The organism is Psychrobacter alimentarius, assembly GCF_001606025.1.
GTDB lineage: Bacteria > Pseudomonadota > Gammaproteobacteria > Pseudomonadales > Moraxellaceae > Psychrobacter > Psychrobacter alimentarius.
On the sequence record NZ_CP014945.1, the window covers coordinates 1843141 to 1865345 of the forward strand.

Genomic DNA, 22205 nt, shown 5'->3' on the forward strand with positions numbered 1-22205 from the left:
ATCTAACAATGATTAGAGCTAGGTTTTGATGTATAAGTTATAGAGGTATCTATGAACAAGCGTTTATCTGGTCTACTTACTATGTCAGCTGTTTTATTTGCTGGCTCTGCAGTCGCTACCAATGCAAATGCGGTAGAAGCAAAAACCTCTCTTGCGATGATTTCACAAGATAACGCCTCCCACATTGATCGTGTACTTGGTGAGCTTAGCCGTCAACATGATGGTGCATCAAGTTTGGTTAAATCAGCGCGTCAACCCACTTCACTAGCACTCAACAGCTCTCTATTAGCAAGCGATACTACGCTGGCCAGTAATGATGAAGATGTACTGGAACGTCTTACCGCGGTAGCTTCTAACTCAGTGAGTAAATTTAAGCAAACTGGCTTGGCGTCTTGGTACGGTCGTAAGTTCCATGGTCGTAAAACAGCCAGTGGCGAAACCTTTGATATGAATGCTTTGACAGCGGCTCATCGCTCATTGCCACTTAACTGTTACGTTAAAGTGACCAATAAGACAAACGGCAAAAGCGTCGTGGTAAAAGTCAATGATCGTGGTCCATTTCACGGTAACCGTGTAATGGATTTGTCTTATGGTGCTGCTAAACGTCTAGGTATCACGAGCAAAGGTGTTGGTAACGTTGCTATCGAGCGTGTTTCAGGTCCATAGTTTATCGTTTCAGGTTCATGGTTATAAACCAGAGCAAAAAAAGAGCGCCTAACTTCATTGGTAGTTAGGTGCTCTTTTTATGACTGATGCTTATCATAAAAATAAGTGTAGTCGATTCTAAATAAAACAGATACATGGTATTGTAATGCTGGGTATGCCAACGCTGAACTGGTATAAATTTTTCTTGCTTGCTGTGGTTTCGCAGACACAGGCTGCAAAACTTCTCGTTTAAAGATAAGATCCCGTCACGCTATATCGTTTTTATATTGAACTCACTATGGATGAGCTTACAACTCAAAGGCACTTTCAATCGCATCATCCAGACGCTCTACAGCAATTACATTAATACCTTTAAATTGTGGAGCATCCTTGGCAGGTGCATTGGCCTTCGGAATAATGGCGTGTTTAAAACCATGTTTCATGGCTTCTTTTAAACGCTCTTGTCCGTTGGGTACTGGGCGAATCTCTCCAGATAACCCTACCTCACCAAATACAGCCAGTGAAGATGGCAATGCTCTTTCCTTGATACTAGACGCACAAGCCAACAACACCGCCAAATCTGACCCTGTCTCGATCACTTTGACCCCACCAACCACGTTGACATATACGTCTTGTCCGCTAGTATGAATACCGCCATGACGGTGCATGACAGCCAATAGCATAGACAATCGCTGAAAATCTAAGCCTAGAGCCATACGTCTCGGTTGTCCTTGCGAATCATCAACCAATGCCTGCACCTCCACCAGCAACGGTCTTGTGCCTTCACGACTCACCATAACCACAGAGCCTGCGACAGGTTTATCATAGCGGCTTAAAAATATTGCCGATGGATTGGCAACTTCTTTGAGCCCCATGTCAGTCATACCGAAGATACCTAGCTCATTGACTGCACCAAAACGGTTTTTGACCGCCCGAATCATTCGAAAGCGTGAATCAGACTGACCTTCAAAGTACAATACCGTGTCAACCATATGCTCAAGTACGCGTGGCCCTGCTAGCGTACCCTCTTTAGTCACATGACCCACTAAAAATAGCGCTGTACCAGTTTGCTTAGCATAGCGCGTCAAAATCGCAGCCGACTCTCGAATTTGGCTGACGCCTCCTGGTGCTGAATTGATCGCGTCAGTATAGATAGTCTGAATAGAGTCAATAATAGCGATGGCAGGCTGTTCTTGTGTCAGTGCGGCGCAAATGGTTTCAACATTGGTTTCAGCCAATACTCGTAATCTGTCAGCAGGCAAATCTAAACGCTTAGCCCGCATAGCAACCTGCGCTAGTGATTCTTCACCAGTGACATATAACGCACTACCTGCCAGTGAATCGGCACGCGCCATATTGGTCGCTGTCTGTAACAAGATTGTTGACTTACCAATACCAGGGTCGCCCCCGATCAATACGACGGAACCTGCAACCAGACCGCCACCAAGCACACGATCAAACTCGCTGATACCTGTTGGCAAGCGAGTATCTAACGTGACACTGACCGCATTGAGAGGCATGACGGCACTATGAGTACCAGAGTAATTTCCAGCTGGCGCGCTAGTGCCACGAGGCGTAGCACGGCTAGCATTAGGTTTAGTCGTATTTTTATTATGATGTGGCATACTGACATTTGGCGCTTCAACCAGACTGTTCCATTCACCGCAGTCAGTGCACTGTCCAGCCCACTTTCCAAAATGCGCTCCGCAATGTTGACAGACATAACTACTTTTACTTTTTGCCATAACCTATCAGCCTTATTCAGAAGATCAATCGAGAATAATGAATAGAATAACGTGACGCTTCAATGAAGCGTTTATTTAAGAATAGTTTTTAAGGGAAGCCTATATTCGAAGTAACTGGCTTAGTTTTATAGAAGAGGCAATACAAGATATAAGAAAAATTTAAATATAAGAAAGAAGATTAATGACCGCTGGTATCAAAATTTTACTTTAAAATTTTGATACCAGCATTAAACGTAGATACAAGCTGTGATATGTTTTGATGTATTCAACTATACTTGAAAATCTTTACCCAAATAAACCGACTTCACCAGCTCATTGTCTAACACTTCATCAGAAGTACCTTCAGCAATAATCGCACCTTCTGACACAATATAAGCCTTCTCACAAATAGCCAAAGTGTCACGGACATTATGGTCGGTAATGAGTACACCAATACCCCGATTCTTTAGGGTTAAAATAACGTCTTTGATATCACCAACAGAGATAGGATCAACCCCTGCAAAAGGCTCATCTAATAAGATAAATTTTGGATTGGCAGCTAAAGCACGCGCAATCTCGCAGCGACGACGCTCACCACCCGAAACACTCATACCTAACGATTTACGTACATGCTCTAGATGGAACTCACCAATCAACTTTTCAAGTTCTTGGCGCTGCTGACTTACATTTAACTCTTTGCGAGTTTGCAAAATAGCCAAAATGTTGTCTTCAATAGATAATTTACGAAAAATAGAGGCTTCTTGTGGCAAATAGCCAATACCAGCGCGCGCACGCTCATGCATCGCATACTTAGACAAGTCCATTTTTCCTAAGGTGACACGTCCTTTATCCATATTCACCAGACCCACTACCATATAGAAGCTGGTGGTCTTACCTGCGCCATTTGGGCCTAGTAGCCCAACGACTTGACCTTGCTCAACAGAAAAAGAAACGTCTTTAACCACCCAACGTTTGCCATAGCGTTTACCCAAATTCTGCATGGTTAATCGCGCAGCAGGTGCTGCATTACTATCAGTTATCAAAGAATCTGTATTTTTATTATCACTCATAACTTACTCATACTGTGGCGAAATACAAGCACCGCTAGAGGCATACGGACTTGTTTATGTATCGATAGATTAACTACCCAGTTTTTTATTAGCGTACACCACTTTGACTGTTATTGCCGCTTGGCGGGAAGACAAGCTCTACTCGCTGATTACCGCCTGCAGTCGCTTCAACGTCGCCAGCTTTTAAGCTATAGCGAATAACGTTACCTGCAAAACTTGCTCCGTTTTGAACCAGCTTTGCATTTCCTGTCAATGTAATGATACCTGTGACCGCATTATAATCAATTTTATTGGCTTGACCTTTTGCTAGGCCTTTCTCCTGCGTGACAACTTGCTGCATTGTCGCTGGACGTCCAGTTGCTACAGCAGAATTTATACTGCGCTGTTGAGACAGATTGACGGTGATATTATCAGCCGTCATCTTGAATGTACCCTGAGTGATGATAACACTACCAGAGTAACTCGTAACGCCTGTACGCTCACTATAAGTTGCTTTATCAGCCAACAGTTTGATTTCTTGATTGGCATCTGATGGCAGTGCATGACTATAAAGCGGTAGCGCTAAGAGCATAACCACTGGCAACGCTTGCAATCGACGCGAGCGATATGTGGCTGAATAAGAACGTATCAATGATGAGCGCAAAGTAGGCAAAAATTTAGATTTCATAAAAATCACTCGTTTTATAAGGGGGTAGTAGGATTTGCAAACTTCATGCGAACTACTGTTTTGTCATAAGTTTTTAGTATAAACGCAGCTTAGATTAGAATAGTGCTTTATCTTGGCGATCAGAAGGCGTAAAAGCAACAGCAACTTGACCGAACTCATACTCACCTGTTTCAAGATTTGCTGTCATACTTGATGCTTCAAATCGATTCATACCTTGTTCAATCTTAACAGGCTCCTCACTATATACTTTTCCGGATTTGGTGTTCCCTTTAAGGGTGCTACCAGTTACCTTTATCGGTTCAATCTCAGACCCACCTTTGTTGCCTTCACTGACTAAGGTAAACCCTCCCGATAAATTAAGATCGCCTGTCTGCTGACTGATTGCCGCACTACCCGCTTCAATACGATAGCGTTGCTCTGGCGACGGCTCCCAGTTCATAGTGATACCTGACATCTCATCTAGATTGGTCTGTGGATTGTGCGTTAATGATTCAGCTGTAAGCTCGTATTCCGTTTCGCCTTTCTCATTGGTTTGCACGGCCTTGATCTCTGTTGCTTCATAATCAACATCAGACGTTTCCATACTGACAGGCGGCGATACTTCACCTTGCTGCTGAAAAAACCAGCCTGCAATACCAGCCACAATCAATGCAAGAATTATTAAAACACGAGTATTCACGACAAGTCATCCTGAGTTTTTGCTTCATCAAGCGTATAGTGTGCGATAAAGTCTTGATAGTGCCCATGACCTTTTAAAATCAAGTCACATATTTCTCGTACAGCACCTGTACCACCTGCACGAGTCGTCACCATATCGCTACGATTAATGACTTCTGCATGCGCATTCGGAACTGTGGCAGCAAATCCTACGGTTTGCATCGCTTTGATATCTGGCAAGTCATCGCCCATATAAGCACAGTCAGCGGCAGTGATACCAAGAGCAGGATCAATAGTGGACAACAGCTCATTTAACGCAATAAGCTTATCATCACGGCCTTGCACCACATAATTGACACCCATTTCCGCAGCGCGCTTATCAACCATAGCACTACTACGACCCGTAATGATCGCTGTCAAAATACCATAACGCGCTAAAGACTTAACACCGACGCCATCTTGAACAGAGAATGCTTTGGTCTCGATACCATTGGCATCATAAATGATTTGACCGTTTGACAAAATACCGTCGACGTCCATCACTAACAGCTTCACTTGTCCCGCTTTTTTGATTAAGTCTTGCATTTGTTATCTCTTATTAAAGGCCATTTTTTAGTACAGTCGTCACTTCACACCAGCTTGCAGCAAGTCATGTACAGTAATAATCGCTTCTAGGCAATTTTTTTCATCAATAATCAATAACTGACTAATGCCGCTTTCATTCATCACGCTAAGCGCATCGGAAGCGCGCATGGTCTTATTAACATGGCGCGGATTGCTTACCATCAACTCACGCATTGGCGTCTTTAGATCAATACCTTTTTCTAAGCCGCGACGTAAGTCACCATCTGTGAATACACCAACGACCTTATCATTGTCATCAGTCACTACTGTCATACCCAAACGACCAGCAGACATAGTAAATAGAGCTTCTTGTAATGGTTCATCTTGATGGATGAGAGGCAAATCCTCAGATTTAGTATGCATCAAATCTTCAACTCGCGTCAGTAGTTGACGACCTAATGCACCTGCAGGATGCGATAAAGCAAAATCTTCTGAAGTAAAATTGCGAGCGTGTACCAAAGCAACAGCCAAGGCATCTCCTAGCGCTAACGTCGCTGTCGTACTTGACGTGGGCGCAAGGTTCAATGGACATGCCTCTTGCGACTTACCAAGCGTTAAAACAATATCGGCTGCATGTGGTAACATCCCACGTTTGTCACGACTAATACTGATCAACGGAATATCTAATCGCTTTACAACTGGCAATAGCATTTTAATTTCATCTGACTCACCAGAATTAGAAATGGCTAGCAATACATCACCCTTTACTAGCATACCCAAGTCGCCATGTCCTGCTTCGCCTGGATGCATAAAGAAAGCTGGCGTACCAGTCGATGCAAAGGTTGCTGCTATTTTTCGACCAATCAGTCCTGACTTACCCATACCAGTAACAACTACACGGCCCTTACAAGCCAAAATAATATCACAAGCTTGTGCAAACCTATCATCTATCTGCTCGGTCAACAATGAGAGTGCAGAGATCTCGGTATTAATCGCCTCTATAGCGGTACTTATAAATTGCTCATAGGTCAAATCGACTTGGGTATTGCTCATGAATCCACTCTATTTTTATAATGAATCAGTATAGTATTTTACTATACTATGTCTCATATTAATAATAATCTACGAAATCAAGGACCGTTATCTTCATAAATGAGGCCAAACGGTTATTTTCTACCTATTCATTCAAACAAAAAAAACCCACTATTAGAAGCAGGTCTTGATCAAATAAACATATCTCAACAATGCATCTTTAATAATGCATACATACACTTAGCCATTATTCTCATCAGAGCCGTCATTTGGCTTGTCTTCAAATCGTGGACTGTCTACTGAATTCTCAAAGCCACGGTCTTGACCAAAGCCGCCACGCTCAAAACCGCGTTCCTGACTCTGACCAAAACTACCACGTTCAAAACCGCGATCTTGGCCTTGGCTGAAACCACCACGATTGAAACCGCTACGATTGGCAGCAAAACCACGTTCTTCAAAACCGCCTGCGTTGGCTGGGTTATTACTGCGCTCGAAACCACTACCTTGATAGCCAGCTGGTGCTACGCCTTGAGCTTGGCTACTAGCGCCTGTGGTTGCGCTACGAGGATTACGCGCTGGCACAACCGTTGAAATCGCATGTTTGTATACCATTTGACTAACAGTATTCTTAAGCAATACTACGTACTGGTCAAAAGACTCAATCTGCCCTTGCAGCTTGATACCATTAACCAAAAAAATAGAAACAGGAATGCGATCTTTGCGCAGCGAATTCAAGAACGGATCTTGTAAAGTTTGTCCTTTTGACATGAAATCTCTCCTAAATATTATGTAGTTATATTTTAAGTGCCAATTATTTTAAGTGTTACTGTCATTATAATGGCCAAAGGTAGATACAATACTAAGTTTTCTTTTTAAAACGTATCTAAATAAGCATTCAACGTGTTTTACTGATATTAAGTTACTGTAAATATATTTATATGATGCGCAATGGAATAGCTGCTCATCTCATTAAAAAACCATATAAACATGTACTAATCAGTAATAATTAGAGACGAACAAACCAATGTCAAGGTTATTATTACAACTGATTTGAATTATAACAGTTATCAAAGGTGTATTTTGAAACTAATTGTCATTGCTGTATTATTTGTTTATAAAAACTTTTACTGAGCTATATGGTTAATAAACTACATTTTAAAAATGGTCTAACTTTTATACGCTTGTTTATTGCAGTAAATGGTTCATCACTGTAAATAATCTTTCGCTTGCGCCATAGTAGTAAACATCTCTACCTTCATACCTCGATTGATAAGAGCGTTTTGATCGTCAACTAGGTTGGCTTTAATTGATGAATTTACTGAAGCATCAGGTAACTGGCTCACCTTTCTTAACCACGTGTACTGACGCTTTGCAAGCTGTCTTGTAGCATATAATGCCTTATTTTGCATTTGCTGACAAGCAAGTGCCTCAATCTGTACATCTGAGGTACTTGCTTGAGATAGTGTTTGCAGCGCATTATCCGTCTTTGTTTGCTTGTGAGTAGTGTCTTTATCCGTTTTAAACGCATCATAAAACGATGCTTTGTCCAAATGCGGTTGCTCAAATACTGGATGCTCAATCTGTACTAAATACTCTAAAACTTGCCGATACCCCACGCAGCGCATAGAAGGCAAATTGGGCGTCAAAGGGTATTTATGCAGCAAATCAATGACCTCAGCTACTAACCCATCATTCCACATAATATCTAAACGCTGCTCGATGCGCTCGTGTAGCCATGGGCGATCTGGCATTACCCCTAGTGCGTACCATTGCTGATTTGGGTTTTGTGACAATGCCTGTTTGGGCTGACCTTGCCAGTCACTGATTGGAATATTGGTTTGTAAATAAACCTCGACTGCACGGGTTATGCGCTGGGTATCAGTCGCATTGAGACGCTTATGACTCGCTGGATCCACTTTACCAAGGTACTCATATAGTGCACCAATGCCTTCATCTTGTCGCCATTGTTCCACGCGTGTACGAATGTCATTATCGCTATCTGGCACAGGAGACAAGCCATCAAGCAGCGCCATGTAGTACATCATGGTACCACCTACAAGCAAAGGTATCTTGCCATTCTGGTGGCAGTTATCAATCAACTGTGCAACATCATCGACAAACTCAGCAACACTATAACTTTGCATCGGGTCAACAATATCTACCAGATGATGGGGATAACGGGCAAGCTCAGCGGCCGTTGGTTTAGCTGTTCCAATATTCATATCACGATATATCAGCGCTGAATCCACGGATATGAGCTCATAACGCCCTGTGTCATAAAGCTCGTAGGCCAAAGCAGTTTTACCACTTGCTGTTGGTGCCATCAAGCACACCACACTGTTATCCGTGAGATCATTGGATAAGCCAGACGACTGTCTCATAGAATTGCCTTTATTAGTAGTTTATATGGTAAGTAATTGATATGAGAAGTGAAATAGGTACGCCCTCAGTCTAGGCAAAAGCTAATTGAAAGCCATATATTGCAAATGATCGGGCTACTCACAATCCAATTGAAAAGTCAGTTTGACAATGACTCTTATATGGAGTTGAGCATTAATGTGACCAGTTGATTACGGTCAATCACTTTGATGGCATTGTTCACTAATAAAGTTTCAATATCTGTTATAAACAAGGCTAAGTCCTGCTGTGTCATTTGAGCACTTATGGTTGCAAGTTGTTGATTGACATCCCTGGCGTAGCCTTCGCCTTTTTTAAATACGTGACTATCTAATACAGCAGATTCAAATAATAAGCCAATCTTTACTCGCCAATCCTCCGAACCAATCAAGATGCATTGCTTTTGATAATAAAATAGTAACCAAGGTAGCGGCTTATTATGACTATATTGACCAATGACAGACTCAGGCGCTATGTCACTTATGCTGGTAATAATATCTAGACAATAGGGTAAAGAGGTTGTATCAGCAGCAGATTGACTCAAAATCGTAATGGTGTCGGTATCAGTTGAAGACAACTTTGACGTACCAGTCTTTTGAATCAAAGGCTTTTCAATCAAAGAGTCTACATGCTTAGGGTATTTATTATTCTCTGATAACTGGTAGGAAATTTTTGGCGACTGTACTTGCCTGCCTTGGGTAACAGGATTGATTGAGGCCGTATTAGCTAGTGCTTTCTCAAATGGCTGATTGATCAAATCAGACTTTACAGAATCAGTATTTAAAATGCCATCATTTGACGGGCTGTTGTCTTGTTGAAGGCTACTGGTCGCCTTATGTGCTGCAAGCTTTGAGCGCAGCGCATGGCTCAAGTGAGCCATAATATTATTTAACGGGCTGATTCTAATTCGCTGTTTGGAGGGATGCACATTGATATTCAACCATTCCGTGGGTAAGTCAAAATAGAGTGCGTAGCCAATACCTGCAAGCTGTGCCTCTTGGGCGATTTGTCGAAGCTGATTGCTAATTATTGCTTCTTTGACCAGTCGACCATTCACATAAATCAATTTTGGTAATGCATCGTTTTTTTCATGCATCGGCCATAACCAACCAGTGATAGCCGCATGGTTTCTATTTTGACTGACATTATATTCTGACGACTGTTGTACTAAACCCGATAAGTCCACTGCTACTTCAATAGCATCATCCGTTAACGAACGACCAATGGCTTGCTCAAGACGGGACACGGATAGACGGTTATTGTCACTATCGATAGCATTTGTAGATATAGCGCTTGCAGATAGTGACAGCCGTTTTTTCTTATCGTGAAAAAGAATGATAGTAATATCCGCTCGTGCCAATGCAACGTCGCGAACAACGGTCTCAATATGACCGAACTCGATGGCCATTGATTTTAAATTGCCTCGGCGTGCTGGCACATTAAAGTATAAGTCTCTTACCGTAATCGTCGTACCACGATTGTGTACAACGGGCGATAGTTTGGGTATATCATCCAATACCCCAGCGACCTGTAGTTGACGACCGATACCACTATTATCATGACTACTAATCAGCGTCAAACGGGAAACCGCCGCCGTCGCGGCCAACGCCTCTCCTCGGAAACCTAAGGTCATGATACCGTGCAGATTAGCCACATCAGCCACTTTGCTGGTTGCATGACGAGTAATCGCCATGATCATATCATCAGGATGGATACCAACCCCATTATCCACCACTTCGATCATCCCCATACCACCTTGAGTAACATGTACCTCAATATGGGTCGCACCAGCATCGATGGCATTTTCAAGCAACTCTTTGACCACGGCTGCAGGACGCGTCACTACCTCACCAGCTGCCAATTGATTGATGAGCAGCGGCGATAGTTTTTTAATACGGGTATCAGAAGGATTGTTGGTCATGAATAGCTATAATATATTTTAGTCAGCTGAAGATGAAAGATTATATGTTGGCAAATACATGGGGTAAAACCTAAATATTAAGTATTGATAAGTCTAGACCTTGTGCTTGTCCTGTCTTGGACAGTCGCAACTCAACCTGACGAGCTTCTTTACCATCATGACCATTTGCGCTTTGCGTCAGGTTGATGAATAAGTCTGGTACTGGTAAGTAGCCATCCGCGCGACTGGCCCATTCAATTATCACCAGCGAATTCGGCTCGTCAAGATATTCATCAAACCCTATAAATGACAGCTCTTCTGGGTCTTGCAGACGATAAAGATCAGCATGGTAGACAGGTTTGGTTATGCCGTTTTCTTGCTCAATACGGTATGGCTCTACCAACGTATAGGTCGGACTTTTTACCGCGCCCTTGTGACCCAAAGCCTGTAGCCAATAGCGCGTCAAGGTTGTTTTGCCTGCCCCCAAATCACCTGCCAGCCAAACGCTCCCTGTCAATGGTAGCGCTGCCAATTGCTTAGCCAATGCCTGCGTATCGTCTTCAGAGTATAAAATTAACGTCTGCATATCTTTGCTATCTGTGTCGGTATGAATTTGAGCTTTATCATTATACATCGGGCTGAACCTGCATGGTCACTGATGGATTCACAAAGCTCTCACCACGAATCAGCTTGGCATACAGATCGGTGTCGTGCCATTCAGCACGGACTTGATCACTAAATTCAAAGTCACCTAATACGAGTTTTCCCATTTGTTCATTGGCGACATCATCTGCAAAACATTGCGCGTAACCTGTCGCTGTTTCGTGAGCAATCACTGAATAAACGCTAACATCTGTCTCGCCGTTTTGCATTTGAGTTTGTTGCAAAATTTCTTGCGCCCAAAAGAAAATGACTCGTGAAAACTGCTCTGCGGAAGGTGATACTGGCAAACTAATCCAGCGGGCACTGAATTTTTTGCAGGCAGCGATATACTCAGGATCGTCTTTACTCCAAAAGCAGATGGCATGGTCAAAACTGTCAATAATGTCTTTAATCGAAGATTTTAATAAGCCAAAATCATAAACCATTTGTCCATGATCTAAGCGCTTGGCTTCTAGGATCAATTCGATTTGATAGCTGTGACCGTGGATAGAGTGTTTGCAGCGCTCAGAACTACAATTGCGAACAATATGAGCATTTTCAAATTTGAAGAGTTTACGGATACGCATAATAATCAACCAAAACAGTAAGCATCGTCGTGCTAAATGAAATTTGCCGCTTCTCGTTATCGGCTTGTTGCTCATTATAGCAAATCGTCATGTATCCGTAAGTAAGCACTTATGAATACTCGTATTGATTGAACGAATCAATAGGCGTCAATCAATCTATGGCCAGATAAGATAATAACTGGCTTATGAAAAGGCAAAAACGTAGATGAATTGTGCCAATGCTATCTATTACTCACTCTTAAGCCTATACTCGAGTAAGTACGCAGTGTCTGCGTCACGTGTAGCGCTTGCCTTGGGTCTAGTGATTTCACTTACCAAGCAACCTGCCCGACTCCAAAAGGAAAAAACGATGAGCAAAGGTCAAGACAGCAAAAAGAACGTTAAAAAGAAACCTCTATTAACCGCAAAAGAGAAAAAAGCGGCCAAACAAGCAAAAAAAGATGACAATGGTAGTATCTTAGGTAAACACTAATATCATATGTCTCAAAGCGCTAATTGAACCCTATGGTTCGATTAGTCGTTTTTAAATCAAGTACCACGCGGTGCGAACATAATAATCGCCATCCCACACAGCGCAACCGCAGAGCCTACTATGTCCCACGTGGTTGGCCGAATACCATCAACCGTCCATAGCCAAATGATTGCCATAACGACATACACACCGCCATAAGCGGCATACACTCTCCCTACTGCCGTTGGATGCAACGTCAAAAGCCATACGAATGCCGCCAAACTAAGCACAGCAGGTATAAGAAGCCACATCGACTTACCTTCTCGCAGCCACAGATAGGGTAGATAACACCCCACAATTTCTGCAAGAGCAGTAAGCGCAAAAAGCCCAACTGTTTTTAATTCCGTCAAAACCTGTTATCCCTCAATCGTAATAAAACCTGTCAGATATTGCACGGCGTTACCAGAAACCAGCACTCTCTCCCCTGCAACCACACAGTCAAGCACACCACCTCGACTTGATGCCTGATAAGCAGTCAACTCATTTTTGTCTAAACGCTGCGCCCACAGAGGAGCAAGCCCAGTATGCACTGAACCTGTTACTGGATCTTCCCCGCCACCATCGTTTGACCAAAAATATCTGGAGATAAAATCAAAATCACTATATTCGTTGGAAGTAGCCTGACAAGTCACCACCACATTCAATGGCAATAGCTCTTTTAACTTCTCGTTATCCCGAGCGACAGTTAGCACGTCAGACTCAGCGTTATACACCACAAAATAGGCTTTTTCATTACAATAAACGTCAGCAGGTGCGATAGAAAGACCTTCTAGTAAGCCATTAGGTATTTCATTCACCTTTTTAGGCATTCTATTGGGAAAATCCATCTGGATTTTATTATTAGCCGTTTGTATGACCGTAAAGACGCCCACCGCGTTGGCTGAAAACCGAATGGTCTCTACTGTAGGGTTTTTCTTAAATAGAACAAACGCAGATGCCAATGTACCATGCCCACAAAAAGCAATCTCTTTAAATGGTGAAAACCAGCGTATATGATGAAGTCCGTTAGCGTCAGGAACGATAAACCCAGTCTCAGACAAATTGTTCTCAAAAGCAATGGACTGCATCAAATCATTGGATAACCAATGCTCTGTAATAATGACTGCCGCAGAGTTGCCTTTAAACACGGTATCTGTAAAAGCATCGATAATATTTATTTCTAATTGCATGTTACGTTCTCATTTCAACTGTTTGTATCGTTATATTAATCAATATCGGTCGTACTTTAGCATCTTTAATGAATGTTTGCTGATCTGTATATTTTTGAGAATATCGCCCAATTTAAACCCATGATGCCATTGTTATTTACCGAAATAACGCCATTTACATACCATCAAAACATAAATAACCGCTTATTAAAGCGTTTTATTCTAAAGTCTCATTTAAACTTTTATTAGGAAATTAGCGAAATGATGCGTATTGGATTGTTTTTATTAACCAACTTAGCTGTAATTGTCGTATTTAGCATCGTGTTTGGTATTTTATCCAGAGTCTTTGGTATTGGCGGTGTACATGCAGCAGGCGGGCTTAATTATACCAGTCTTGCTATTATGTGTGGCTTGTACGGTATGATTGGTTCGATGGTTTCGCTGTTTATCTCAAAGTGGATGGCAAAACGCTCGACGGGCACGGTTGTGATTGATACGCCGCAAAACGCCACAGAACAGTGGCTGGTGGATACCGTAGCAAAACAAGCACGCGCTGTGAATATTAGCATGCCTGAGGTCGGAATTTTCAATAACTCACAGCCAAATGCCTTTGCAACTGGTTGGAATAAAAACAAGGCATTGGTTGCCGTTTCGTCTGGCCTATTGCAAAATATGACAGCGGATGAAGTAGAAGCGGTATTGGCGCATGAGATTGGTCATGTGGCAAACGGTGACATGGTCACACTGGCACTCATTCAGGGAGTGGTAAACGCCTTTGTCATGTTCTTCGCTCGTATCATTGGCAACTTTGTTGACCGCACTGTTTTCAAAAATGAAGGCGATGCGCCTGGTATTGGTTATTTTGTCACCAGTATTGTGATGGATATTTTGCTCGGTTTCTTGGCATCTGCCATCGTGATGTGGTTCTCGCGTTTACGTGAATTCCGTGCGGATCAAATGGGCGCTAAACTCGCCAGCCGTGAAAAAATGATCAGTGCGTTAAATGCCTTACGTCCGGCTGAACAACGTCCAGATCAAATGCCTGAGAACATGAAAGCGTTTGCGATCTCTTCTGGTCAAACTCAAGGCTTTAGTGTTGCCAACCTTTTCCGTTCACACCCGACGCTTGATGATCGTATTGAAGCGTTGCGAAATTATAATCCTAGTGAAGGCTGATAGATTGAATAATTTTTTAGCATTGACCCTCTCAATTCTATTAATCAAAAAAAAGCCTATCTATAATAGATAGGCTTTTTGCTATTGATGACAACACTTATTTCGATAGTAGACTTAAATATCAAACTCAAGCGCTCTATCACCTTCGCTATCTTTAATACGCGTTGGTAAGCCAATCTTATTTAGCAAATTGATAAATGGCTTGGCATCTAGCTCTTCAACGTTGACCATTTTGCCCGCATCCCACTCACCAGTTGCAACCAACATGGCGGCCGCGACAGGTGGTACACCTGCGGTATAAGAGATACCTTGGCTACCCACTTCATTGTAAGCGTCTTTGTGGTCTGAGATATTGTAGATAAATACTTCGGTATCAACACCATCAATCTTGCCTTTAACCTTATCGCCAATACAGGTCTTGCCTGTGTAGTTCGGTGCAAGTGAACTTGGATCTGGCAGTACCGCTTTGACCACTTTTAACGGAATGACTTCTTGTCCTTCGGCCGTCATCACTGGCTGCTCAGACAATAGCCCTAGATTTTGCAGGACAGTGAATACATTAATATAATGCTCACCAAAGCCCATCCAAAAGCGAATGTTTGGTACATCTAAGTTGGCAGACAGTGAATGAACTTCGTCATGACCACTCAGATAGCTGTTTTGCACGCCAACGACTGGCAAATCATCGGTACGCTTCACTTCAAACATCTTGTTAGACTGCCACTTGCTGTCTTGCCAAGAGTAGACCGTGCCAGTAAACTCACGGAAGTTGATCTCAGGGTCGAAGTTTGTCGCGAAATATTTGCCATGGCTACCCGCATTGATATCAATGATGTCGATATCAGTAACAGATCCTGCATCCATCATGTCATAACCGAGACGTGCATACGCATTGACCATTCCAGGATCAAAACCTGCACCTAAAATAGCGGTGACATTATTGTCTGCACAGCGCTCGCGACGTTGCCATTCATAATTGTTATACCATGGTGGCGTCTCGCAAATCTTACGTGGGTCTTCATGAATCGCAGTATCAATATATGCCACGCCTGTTTCAATACAAGCCTCAAGCACCGTCATATTGACAAATGCTGATCCGACATTAATGATAATCTGTACACCTGTGGCTTGTATCAGCTCTATCAATGCTTGGGTATCCATTGCATCGACTTGGTGGGTGTGCAATACCGCAGGCGCTTTAAAGCTATTTTTATCTATCACGCTTTGGGCGATTGCAATGCATTTATCTACCGTACGCGAGGCAATATGGATCTCACCCAATACATCATTATGCATGGCACATTTATGCGCAACCACTTGAGCGACTCCGCCGGCTCCAATGATGAGTACGTCTTTTTTGCTGGGCTTAACTGATTGGTTTGTGTTCAATGAACAATCCTCCTTTGTGTTCCTGTAGATACCATTAATAGTGGCTATGCAAAGCAGAAACGAGTGAATGATATGCGTGAATTAAAAAGGAAGACCGAGGAAAACCCACGCACCCGTCGGGCAAATATGGCTATTTTTGCCCGTGGCGATTATAGCAATTTTTACATGCTTTTCGGCAATAATTAATCGTTATAACCAATAGTTTTATATATCAAAAACCAGCAGACTTAAAATTAAGACAAACTCGCTTTATAGTCTTGATAATCAAACTCACGCTGCACATCAATGCGCCCATCTAAACGACGAATCACAATGGCTGGCATGTTAACACCATTGAACCAGTTTTTCTTGACCATGGTGTAACCTGCCGCATTGCCAAAAGTGACAGTATCCCCTACTGCCAAATTGTCTGATAGCTCATACTCGCCAAAAATATCCCCCGCCAAACAAGAACGACCATAAATAATCGTATTTTCTGTCGTTTGCTCAGACTTGGCTGTCGACGGCTCATGAATGGTTGAATCATCGATAATAGACTTGACAGGATTGACATGAATAGTGGCTTCATTGATAGCTGTAACGGGCGCTGACTCACGATAGATCAACAAATCCAGCATATGGGCTTCGATAGAAGAGTCAACGACAGCGAGATTTTTTTGATTATACATGGTATCTAAGACAGTCGTGACCAATGAACCTGCGCCATGGATACTTGCCTCACCTGGTTCAAGATAAACCTGGACACCGTAGGTTTCGCTAAAACCTTTTAATCTTTCAGCCAGTTTTTCAAGCGGATAATCAGGCGCGATAAAATGAATACCGCCGCCTAAACTCACCCACTCTAGCTGCTCTAAGATATCTCCAAATCGTGCTTCAATGTCCGCCAAGCTCTCACTAAAAGCCTCAAAGCTGTCATTCTCACAGTTGTTGTGAATCATCACACCAGTAATGTTACCAAGTACTGCTGTGATTTTTTCTTTATCATGCTCGCCAAGACGGCTAAAAGGACGTGCTGGGTCAGCAATAATAAATGACGAATTGCTGGTCTTAGGATTCAACCGCAATCCGACAGGAATATTTTTTGCGGCGGCTTGATCTTTAAACGCAGTTAGCTGTGAGATTGAGTTAAAAATAATCTTATCAGCATAGCTCAATACCTCGTCGATTTCATCAGCGCTGTACGCCACACTATAGGCGTGGGTTTCTTTTTTATCTTTGCCATTAACATCAGTATTATTACCAAAAGTCTCGTAACCCAACCGCACTTCATTCAATGATGAGGAAGTCGTTCCATGCAAATAGGGTTGCATCACATCAAACACACCCCATGTTGCAAAGCATTTGAGCGCCAATAATGCTTTGGCACCTGACAGTTCACACAGACGAGCAATAATCTGCATATTGGCAACGATTGCAGCTTCATCTAACAAATAATAAGGCGTTGGTGGTAGTGATACGTCGGACGGTTTTACTGAGTTTTCTAAATTCATAATAGGTTACCTAATCGCGCTATTGGCGTCATGACAGATATAAATATTTGCGCTATAGTAGACTAAATTCATCATAATTAGAATATCTTATGTCACTATCAACCGACTATTCTACTTCTAGTAGCCAAGCCAATTTATCTCAACTCGATCCACAAAACATGAATTTGGAGTACCTTGATGCTGATGCTCGAGCTGTTTTAGATTTTTGGTTTAACAAGGACAACAAATCATATTGGTTTGCAAAAAACGATCATTTTGACCAACAAATAAACGATAAGTTTAGAAAGGTTTGGCAGGCGGCGAAACGAGGTGAATGCGTGACGTGGCGCAGTGCAGAAGCTGCTAAGGATAGCAACAGCTCCATTACCGCTTTGGCTGGACGCTTAGCAGAGATTATTGTTTTAGACCAATTCTCGCGTAATCTGTGTCGCGGACAGGCGGGTGCTTTTGCGCAAGATAGTATGGCAGTAGTCTTGGCACAAGAAGCTATTCAGCAACCACATTTTGACACGTTACCAGTGGATTGGCGCAAATTTATGATTATGCCATTCATGCATTCTGAATCCTTGATGATTCATAAGCGCTATCTACCTTTGTTTGAACAATTGAACGATGCTGAAACCTTGGATTTTGAACATCGTCATAAGAGCATCATTGAGCAATTTGGCCGTTATCCTCATCGTAATGATACGCTGGATCGTGAGTCAAGCGATGATGAAGAAGCCTTCTTGCAGCAGCCGAACTCTTCTTTTTGATTTCACATCCATAAACCCATAGCAAGGGTGCAGTCTATGCTTCATTCACGGCACCCGTCTTAAAAACAAAGCTCTTACGTTCTATCGCTTCACTATCTATCAACACATTAAAGCTCACGCGATATTCACTATTGCCATACAAACCGCAATTTTTACTTTTACTATTAAAACCCTCGCAGCTTTTTAAATCGTCGGTAATAGGTAAGATAAACGCTTCATTTTCTGGCAGTGCATTGGCTGTATCTTTGTAAGGATCTTGACGATAATCTAGCAATTCAATCGGTACATTGATATTGCGCCGAACATCATAGAATGTCACATTGCTGATGTTAATCGTGCGCGCTGACGGCACACTGATATATATGGGCTGCCCAATTGGGTCCTTTTGTAAGTCGCGACCTGTATGCTTGACGGGGTCGGGATTTTCATTATATAGCGCGGTCACGGTATCAGTGACACCTTGACATGGATAAGTAAACACGCCTCTGACGGTTTTATTTTTGGTCGCTTGCGTTGCAGCGCTCTTATTGACCAATATGTAACCTTGATTATTGGTAGCATCTTTATTATATGGCTTATAGGTAACCATACCTGTACCAGTCAAATATAAGCTTGGGGACATAAGAGACCGCAAGTGATACGGCGCAGCCAATAATGACTTGGCCATTGAGCTTGCCATGACCTCTGAGCTAAACAGCTTACCTGCTGAACTATAATACATCGATTGTGCGATATTTTCGGCGGCACCAAAGCGTGCATTGGCGTAGTCTGCATTGGATAATCGCGATCCCAGATCTAGCCCGCCAAAAAACGGATTATTGGTATTGGTTACGTTTGCAATATCTGCAATCTCATTTTCGTAATGCGCATTAAATATGGTCGGTGCGCTATTGGCAAAAACGTATTTGATATAATTGGCATGCTGAGTGGCAATATTTTCTAAGGCCATATCAGCAGACAAACCATTCAGACCACAACTGGTTCTCGCCAAGCTGAATGCATTGTTGGCAATTAGCGCCGCATTGGTATCATTGTTTCCTATTGAATTGGCAGCCGGATCGTCAAGATTATTATTTGATTGGTCTATAGAGATATCACTTGGCTCAACGATAGGTGGAATGACTCTCGGTGCAGGAGTCTTATCAGCATCTTCCCCACCACCATTACAAGCCGTCAAAAGTACCGTTAAAAACAGGATGGTCGCAACGTTTTCATGTGAGGTGTGTGACATCACTTTTTATCCTATAACGTAGTAGCCCACATACGAATTTAATATAGCTTAGAATTAACTATATGAATGTTATTAAACAATATGATGCTATTTTATAATACTATACTTCTACTTAGGCTATTTGAATTAAAGCTATTAATAAATGAGTGTTATTTTTAATTTTCAAGCATCTTTTTGACTGGTGCAAAACTGCGCCTGTGCGCCGGTAAAATACCGTGCATTTCAATGGCTTCCATATGGGTCTTTGTTGGATACCCTTTATGCTTGGCAATGCCGTATTCTGGATGTCTCGTATCAAGCTTATACATGGTTTTGTCACGACTGACTTTTGCCAATATACTGGCGGCAGCAATACTGGTATGACGCGCATCGCCTTTTACCCAAGCCTGACAATCGATAGCGGATTTTTTGACACCTACTTTATCAAGTGTGGCTTCGTCTAAATCAGGACATCGATTGCCATCGAATAATACCTGTACGTACGTATGAGCCCTTGACTGCGAATCGCCATCAGCGTTGTCAATAATAAGGTGCGGAGCGACCATTTTTAATAATAACTCCGTACAGAGACGCATGCCAAGCATCGTCGCTTGCAAGATATTAATCTGATCGATAACGGCGGCTGGTACATCTGCAACCACATACCCAATTGCGTATTGCTGTACCAATGGATACAGCACATCACGCTTTTTTTCACTCAATTGTTTTGAGTCTGTCAGTATGGACAATGGCGTATCTTTGAGGGGCTGATTCTCAATCAGTCCTGACCAAGCGCTAGGTAATATCGCAGCCGCAACATTGACACTGCCCAAGAGTGGGCCGCGTCCCGCCTCATCAACGCCAATCTGTAGCGCCAACTGTGCCAAATCTTCTTTTGAATTTATCGAATATTGAGTACGTAGCTCAGAGACGTTGAGTTGACCGGATAAATGAACAGGATCAGCCAGCTGGATATACTGACCTTTAATATCAATCCGTTCAATAATGACGTCAAATGGTGTGGCAGAATTCTCGACAGCGTGCTCGTTACTCATAGTGTTATTTTGTCTATATTATTAATGGGATAAATGGGGATTAAGAGCGATAGCAATTCAGGGTTTTTGGTTATTTTTGATAAACCATTGCTCAATCACACTATTGGCAGGCTCATGATTGCTTTGCTGCTCTAGCGCTTGCTTGGTGGCTAAAAGATCGCTTGATTGTTCAGCATACGCGCGAGGTTGTAGAAGACGCATGACTGTACGGCAAATATTATCACCACTTGCCTGCTCTTGGATAAGCTCAGGAACGATCGCTGTACCTGCCAAAATATTGGGCAATGCGACATAAGGCACTTTGACCAAACGCTTGGCAATTTGATAAGTCATCTGATTTAATTGATAAACCACGACCATAGGACGCTCAAGCAGCATCGCCTCCAATGTCGCCGTTCCAGAGGCCAGCATAACGATATCAGACGCTGCCATTGCCTGCTGACTAAAGGTCGGCTGGCTGTCATCATACACCACCACAATAGCAGAACGCAGCTGCTCTGATCGCTGATCAATGACATCTTGTACGATATATTGATGGTTTTGATCGACAGTTGGAATAATAAAACACAGCTTAGGATCTAACAATAAAAGCTTTTGAATACCATCCAGCATCAAGGGCAAAATAGCGGTAATTTCACTACGTCTAGAACCCGGCATCACACAAATAAGCTGACTAACATCATCAAAGCGCTCAATAAAAAACTGCTGCAAACCATCATTGTGCCAAACCAGCTCGCTACGCCGCTGATTGATCGGCGTCTCTAACAACGTTCGATCCATGGTACGAAGCAGAGGATGACCAACACAGATGGCTGGATGGTTATGACGATCATAGACGGGTAGCTCAAAGGGGAACAAACACAGCACCAAGTCAGTCGCTGCTTTGATGTTATGAATACGCGACTCACGCCATGCCCAAATAGAGGGGCTCACATACTGCACACAAAATATACCTTTGGGCTTTAATTTTTTAGCGACCCTAAGATTAAAGTCTGGCGCATCAATACCGATAAACCAATCAATATCAGCCGCCTGAAACGCGGTCAGCAGCTCACGGCGGGCTTTTAGCAAATCAGGCAACTGTGCCATGACTTCCACCAGTCCCATCACCGCCAGACGTTCCAATGGAAAAATACTTTGTAGTCCCTGCGCTTGCATCTTACTACCACCAACGCCTACCCAGACAATATCATCACGCAAATTGTTCATTTGCTGCATAAAGTCTGCGCCTAAGCTATCGCCTGATACCTCCCCTGCCACGATACCTATGATGAGTGGCGCTTTTTTTAATTCAGCTACCTGAGAATCTATTGTTGTCGAATTTGTTAGATCAGTGTAGGTATTAGGCATCGCAAAATCTGTCATGACAAGCTCTCAATATTCAAAAATACAATTGATACAAAAGAAATATTATAAAATATAGCACAAGGAAGCAGAGATAAAATGCTAAAGCCACTAAGCCCCTTTATTATTTAGGGCATCTCAATCACATTGTGTAAGTCGCCATCATACGTGACGATAGCAAAAATAGCGAAACTCACCCATAAAAACTGAGCGTTGAGCATCCAATATTTAATCAACACTTA

Annotated in this window: 22 protein-coding genes; 4 read left to right on the top strand and 18 right to left on the bottom strand. The window is 42.6% G+C overall.

Features of this window, described 5'->3' with window-relative positions; all coding sequences use genetic code 11:
• The first annotated feature begins 51 nt into the window (after positions 1-51).
• Complete coding sequence (locus tag A3K91_RS07520; RefSeq protein ID WP_062844704.1) at positions 52-666, top strand: septal ring lytic transglycosylase RlpA family protein; 615 nt, start codon at positions 52-54, stop codon at positions 664-666.
• Positions 667-953: 287 nt separating this feature from the next.
• Here the strand turns inward: A3K91_RS07520 and radA are convergent, their stop codons facing one another.
• From radA to A3K91_RS07575, 11 genes are all read right to left on the bottom strand, one after another.
• Positions 954-2390, bottom strand: a complete 1437-nt coding sequence (gene radA, locus A3K91_RS07525) for a DNA repair protein RadA (protein ID WP_062844705.1) — start codon at positions 2388-2390, stop codon at positions 954-956.
• Between the two features lie 269 nt (positions 2391-2659).
• Positions 2660-3370 carry an LPS export ABC transporter ATP-binding protein gene (gene lptB / locus A3K91_RS07530; RefSeq protein WP_443505265.1) on the bottom strand — a complete coding sequence of 237 codons (711 nt, stop codon included), beginning with the start codon at positions 3368-3370 and terminating at the stop codon, positions 2660-2662.
• 157 nt (positions 3371-3527) lie between these two features.
• On the bottom strand, positions 3528-4010 hold the full coding sequence (gene lptA / locus A3K91_RS07535) for a lipopolysaccharide transport periplasmic protein LptA (RefSeq protein WP_179207253.1): 483 nt from the start codon (positions 4008-4010) through the stop codon (positions 3528-3530).
• A 190-nt stretch (positions 4011-4200) separates the two neighbouring features.
• Positions 4201-4785, bottom strand: a complete 585-nt coding sequence (gene lptC, locus A3K91_RS07540) for an LPS export ABC transporter periplasmic protein LptC (protein ID WP_062844708.1) — start codon at positions 4783-4785, stop codon at positions 4201-4203.
• Positions 4782-5348: a KdsC family phosphatase gene (locus A3K91_RS07545; protein ID WP_062844709.1), complete on the bottom strand. Its 567-nt coding sequence runs from the start codon at positions 5346-5348 to the stop codon at positions 4782-4784. Before A3K91_RS07545 ends, lptC begins: the two co-directional genes overlap by 4 nt.
• Positions 5349-5387: 39 nt before the next feature.
• The gene (locus A3K91_RS07550) at positions 5388-6380 is read right to left on the bottom strand and encodes a KpsF/GutQ family sugar-phosphate isomerase (protein WP_062844710.1); all 993 of its coding nucleotides are present in this window, start codon (positions 6378-6380) and stop codon (positions 5388-5390) included.
• Positions 6381-6599: 219 nt separating this feature from the next.
• Positions 6600-7127 (bottom strand): RNA chaperone Hfq, encoded by a 528-nt coding sequence (gene hfq, locus A3K91_RS07555; protein WP_062844711.1) that lies wholly within the window; start codon positions 7125-7127, stop codon positions 6600-6602.
• A 437-nt stretch (positions 7128-7564) separates the two neighbouring features.
• On the bottom strand, positions 7565-8740 hold the full coding sequence (gene miaA / locus A3K91_RS07560; protein ID WP_062844712.1) for a tRNA (adenosine(37)-N6)-dimethylallyltransferase MiaA: 1176 nt from the start codon (positions 8738-8740) through the stop codon (positions 7565-7567).
• A 155-nt stretch (positions 8741-8895) separates the two neighbouring features.
• Positions 8896-10677, bottom strand: coding sequence for a DNA mismatch repair endonuclease MutL (mutL, locus tag A3K91_RS07565; protein ID WP_062844713.1), 1782 nt, complete (start codon positions 10675-10677; stop codon positions 8896-8898).
• A 70-nt stretch (positions 10678-10747) separates the two neighbouring features.
• On the bottom strand, positions 10748-11290 hold the full coding sequence (gene tsaE / locus A3K91_RS07570) for a tRNA (adenosine(37)-N6)-threonylcarbamoyltransferase complex ATPase subunit type 1 TsaE (protein WP_228139833.1): 543 nt from the start codon (positions 11288-11290) through the stop codon (positions 10748-10750).
• Positions 11283-11885, bottom strand: coding sequence for a 6-pyruvoyl trahydropterin synthase family protein (locus tag A3K91_RS07575; RefSeq protein WP_062844714.1), 603 nt, complete (start codon positions 11883-11885; stop codon positions 11283-11285). The genes tsaE and A3K91_RS07575 overlap by 8 nt, the downstream gene beginning before the upstream one ends.
• A 349-nt stretch (positions 11886-12234) precedes the next feature.
• Here A3K91_RS07575 and A3K91_RS14290 point away from each other — a divergent pair, with 349 nt between their 5' ends.
• Positions 12235-12357, top strand: coding sequence for a hypothetical protein (locus tag A3K91_RS14290; RefSeq protein WP_021815223.1), 123 nt, complete (start codon positions 12235-12237; stop codon positions 12355-12357).
• A gap of 56 nt (positions 12358-12413) precedes the next feature.
• On the opposite strand, the gene A3K91_RS14045 is transcribed toward A3K91_RS14290, so the two are convergent.
• Positions 12414-12746 carry a YnfA family protein gene (locus A3K91_RS14045; protein WP_062844716.1) on the bottom strand — a complete coding sequence of 111 codons (333 nt, stop codon included), beginning with the start codon at positions 12744-12746 and terminating at the stop codon, positions 12414-12416.
• A gap of 6 nt (positions 12747-12752) precedes the next feature.
• Positions 12753-13565, bottom strand: a complete 813-nt coding sequence (locus A3K91_RS07590) for a PhzF family phenazine biosynthesis protein (protein ID WP_062844717.1) — start codon at positions 13563-13565, stop codon at positions 12753-12755.
• Between the two features lie 240 nt (positions 13566-13805).
• Between A3K91_RS07590 and htpX the strand changes: the two genes are divergently transcribed.
• The gene (gene htpX, locus A3K91_RS07595; protein WP_062844718.1) at positions 13806-14720 is read left to right on the top strand and encodes a protease HtpX; all 915 of its coding nucleotides are present in this window, start codon (positions 13806-13808) and stop codon (positions 14718-14720) included.
• 114 nt (positions 14721-14834) lie between these two features.
• On the opposite strand, the gene A3K91_RS07600 is transcribed toward htpX, so the two are convergent.
• Positions 14835-16109, bottom strand: a complete 1275-nt coding sequence (locus tag A3K91_RS07600; RefSeq protein WP_062844719.1) for a saccharopine dehydrogenase family protein — start codon at positions 16107-16109, stop codon at positions 14835-14837.
• A gap of 233 nt (positions 16110-16342) precedes the next feature.
• A complete protein-coding gene (locus A3K91_RS07605; protein WP_062844720.1) occupies positions 16343-17599 on the bottom strand; it encodes a carboxynorspermidine decarboxylase in 1257 nt (418 codons plus the stop codon).
• 158 nt (positions 17600-17757) lie between these two features.
• Here A3K91_RS07605 and A3K91_RS07610 point away from each other — a divergent pair, with 158 nt between their 5' ends.
• On the top strand, positions 17758-18354 hold the full coding sequence (locus A3K91_RS07610; protein ID WP_228139948.1) for a DUF924 family protein: 597 nt from the start codon (positions 17758-17760) through the stop codon (positions 18352-18354).
• Between the two features lie 34 nt (positions 18355-18388).
• Here A3K91_RS07610 and A3K91_RS07615 read toward each other — a convergent pair whose 3' ends face one another.
• The 3 genes from A3K91_RS07615 to lpxB form a co-directional block, all read right to left on the bottom strand.
• Complete coding sequence (locus tag A3K91_RS07615; RefSeq protein WP_062844722.1) at positions 18389-19585, bottom strand: CAP domain-containing protein; 1197 nt, start codon at positions 19583-19585, stop codon at positions 18389-18391.
• A gap of 155 nt (positions 19586-19740) precedes the next feature.
• Entirely contained in the window at positions 19741-20619 is an 879-nt protein-coding gene (locus A3K91_RS07620; RefSeq protein WP_062844723.1) for a ribonuclease HII, read from the bottom strand.
• 57 nt (positions 20620-20676) lie between these two features.
• Complete coding sequence (gene lpxB, locus A3K91_RS07625) at positions 20677-21984, bottom strand: lipid-A-disaccharide synthase (RefSeq protein WP_084387302.1); 1308 nt, start codon at positions 21982-21984, stop codon at positions 20677-20679.
• Positions 21985-22205 lie beyond the last annotated feature (221 nt).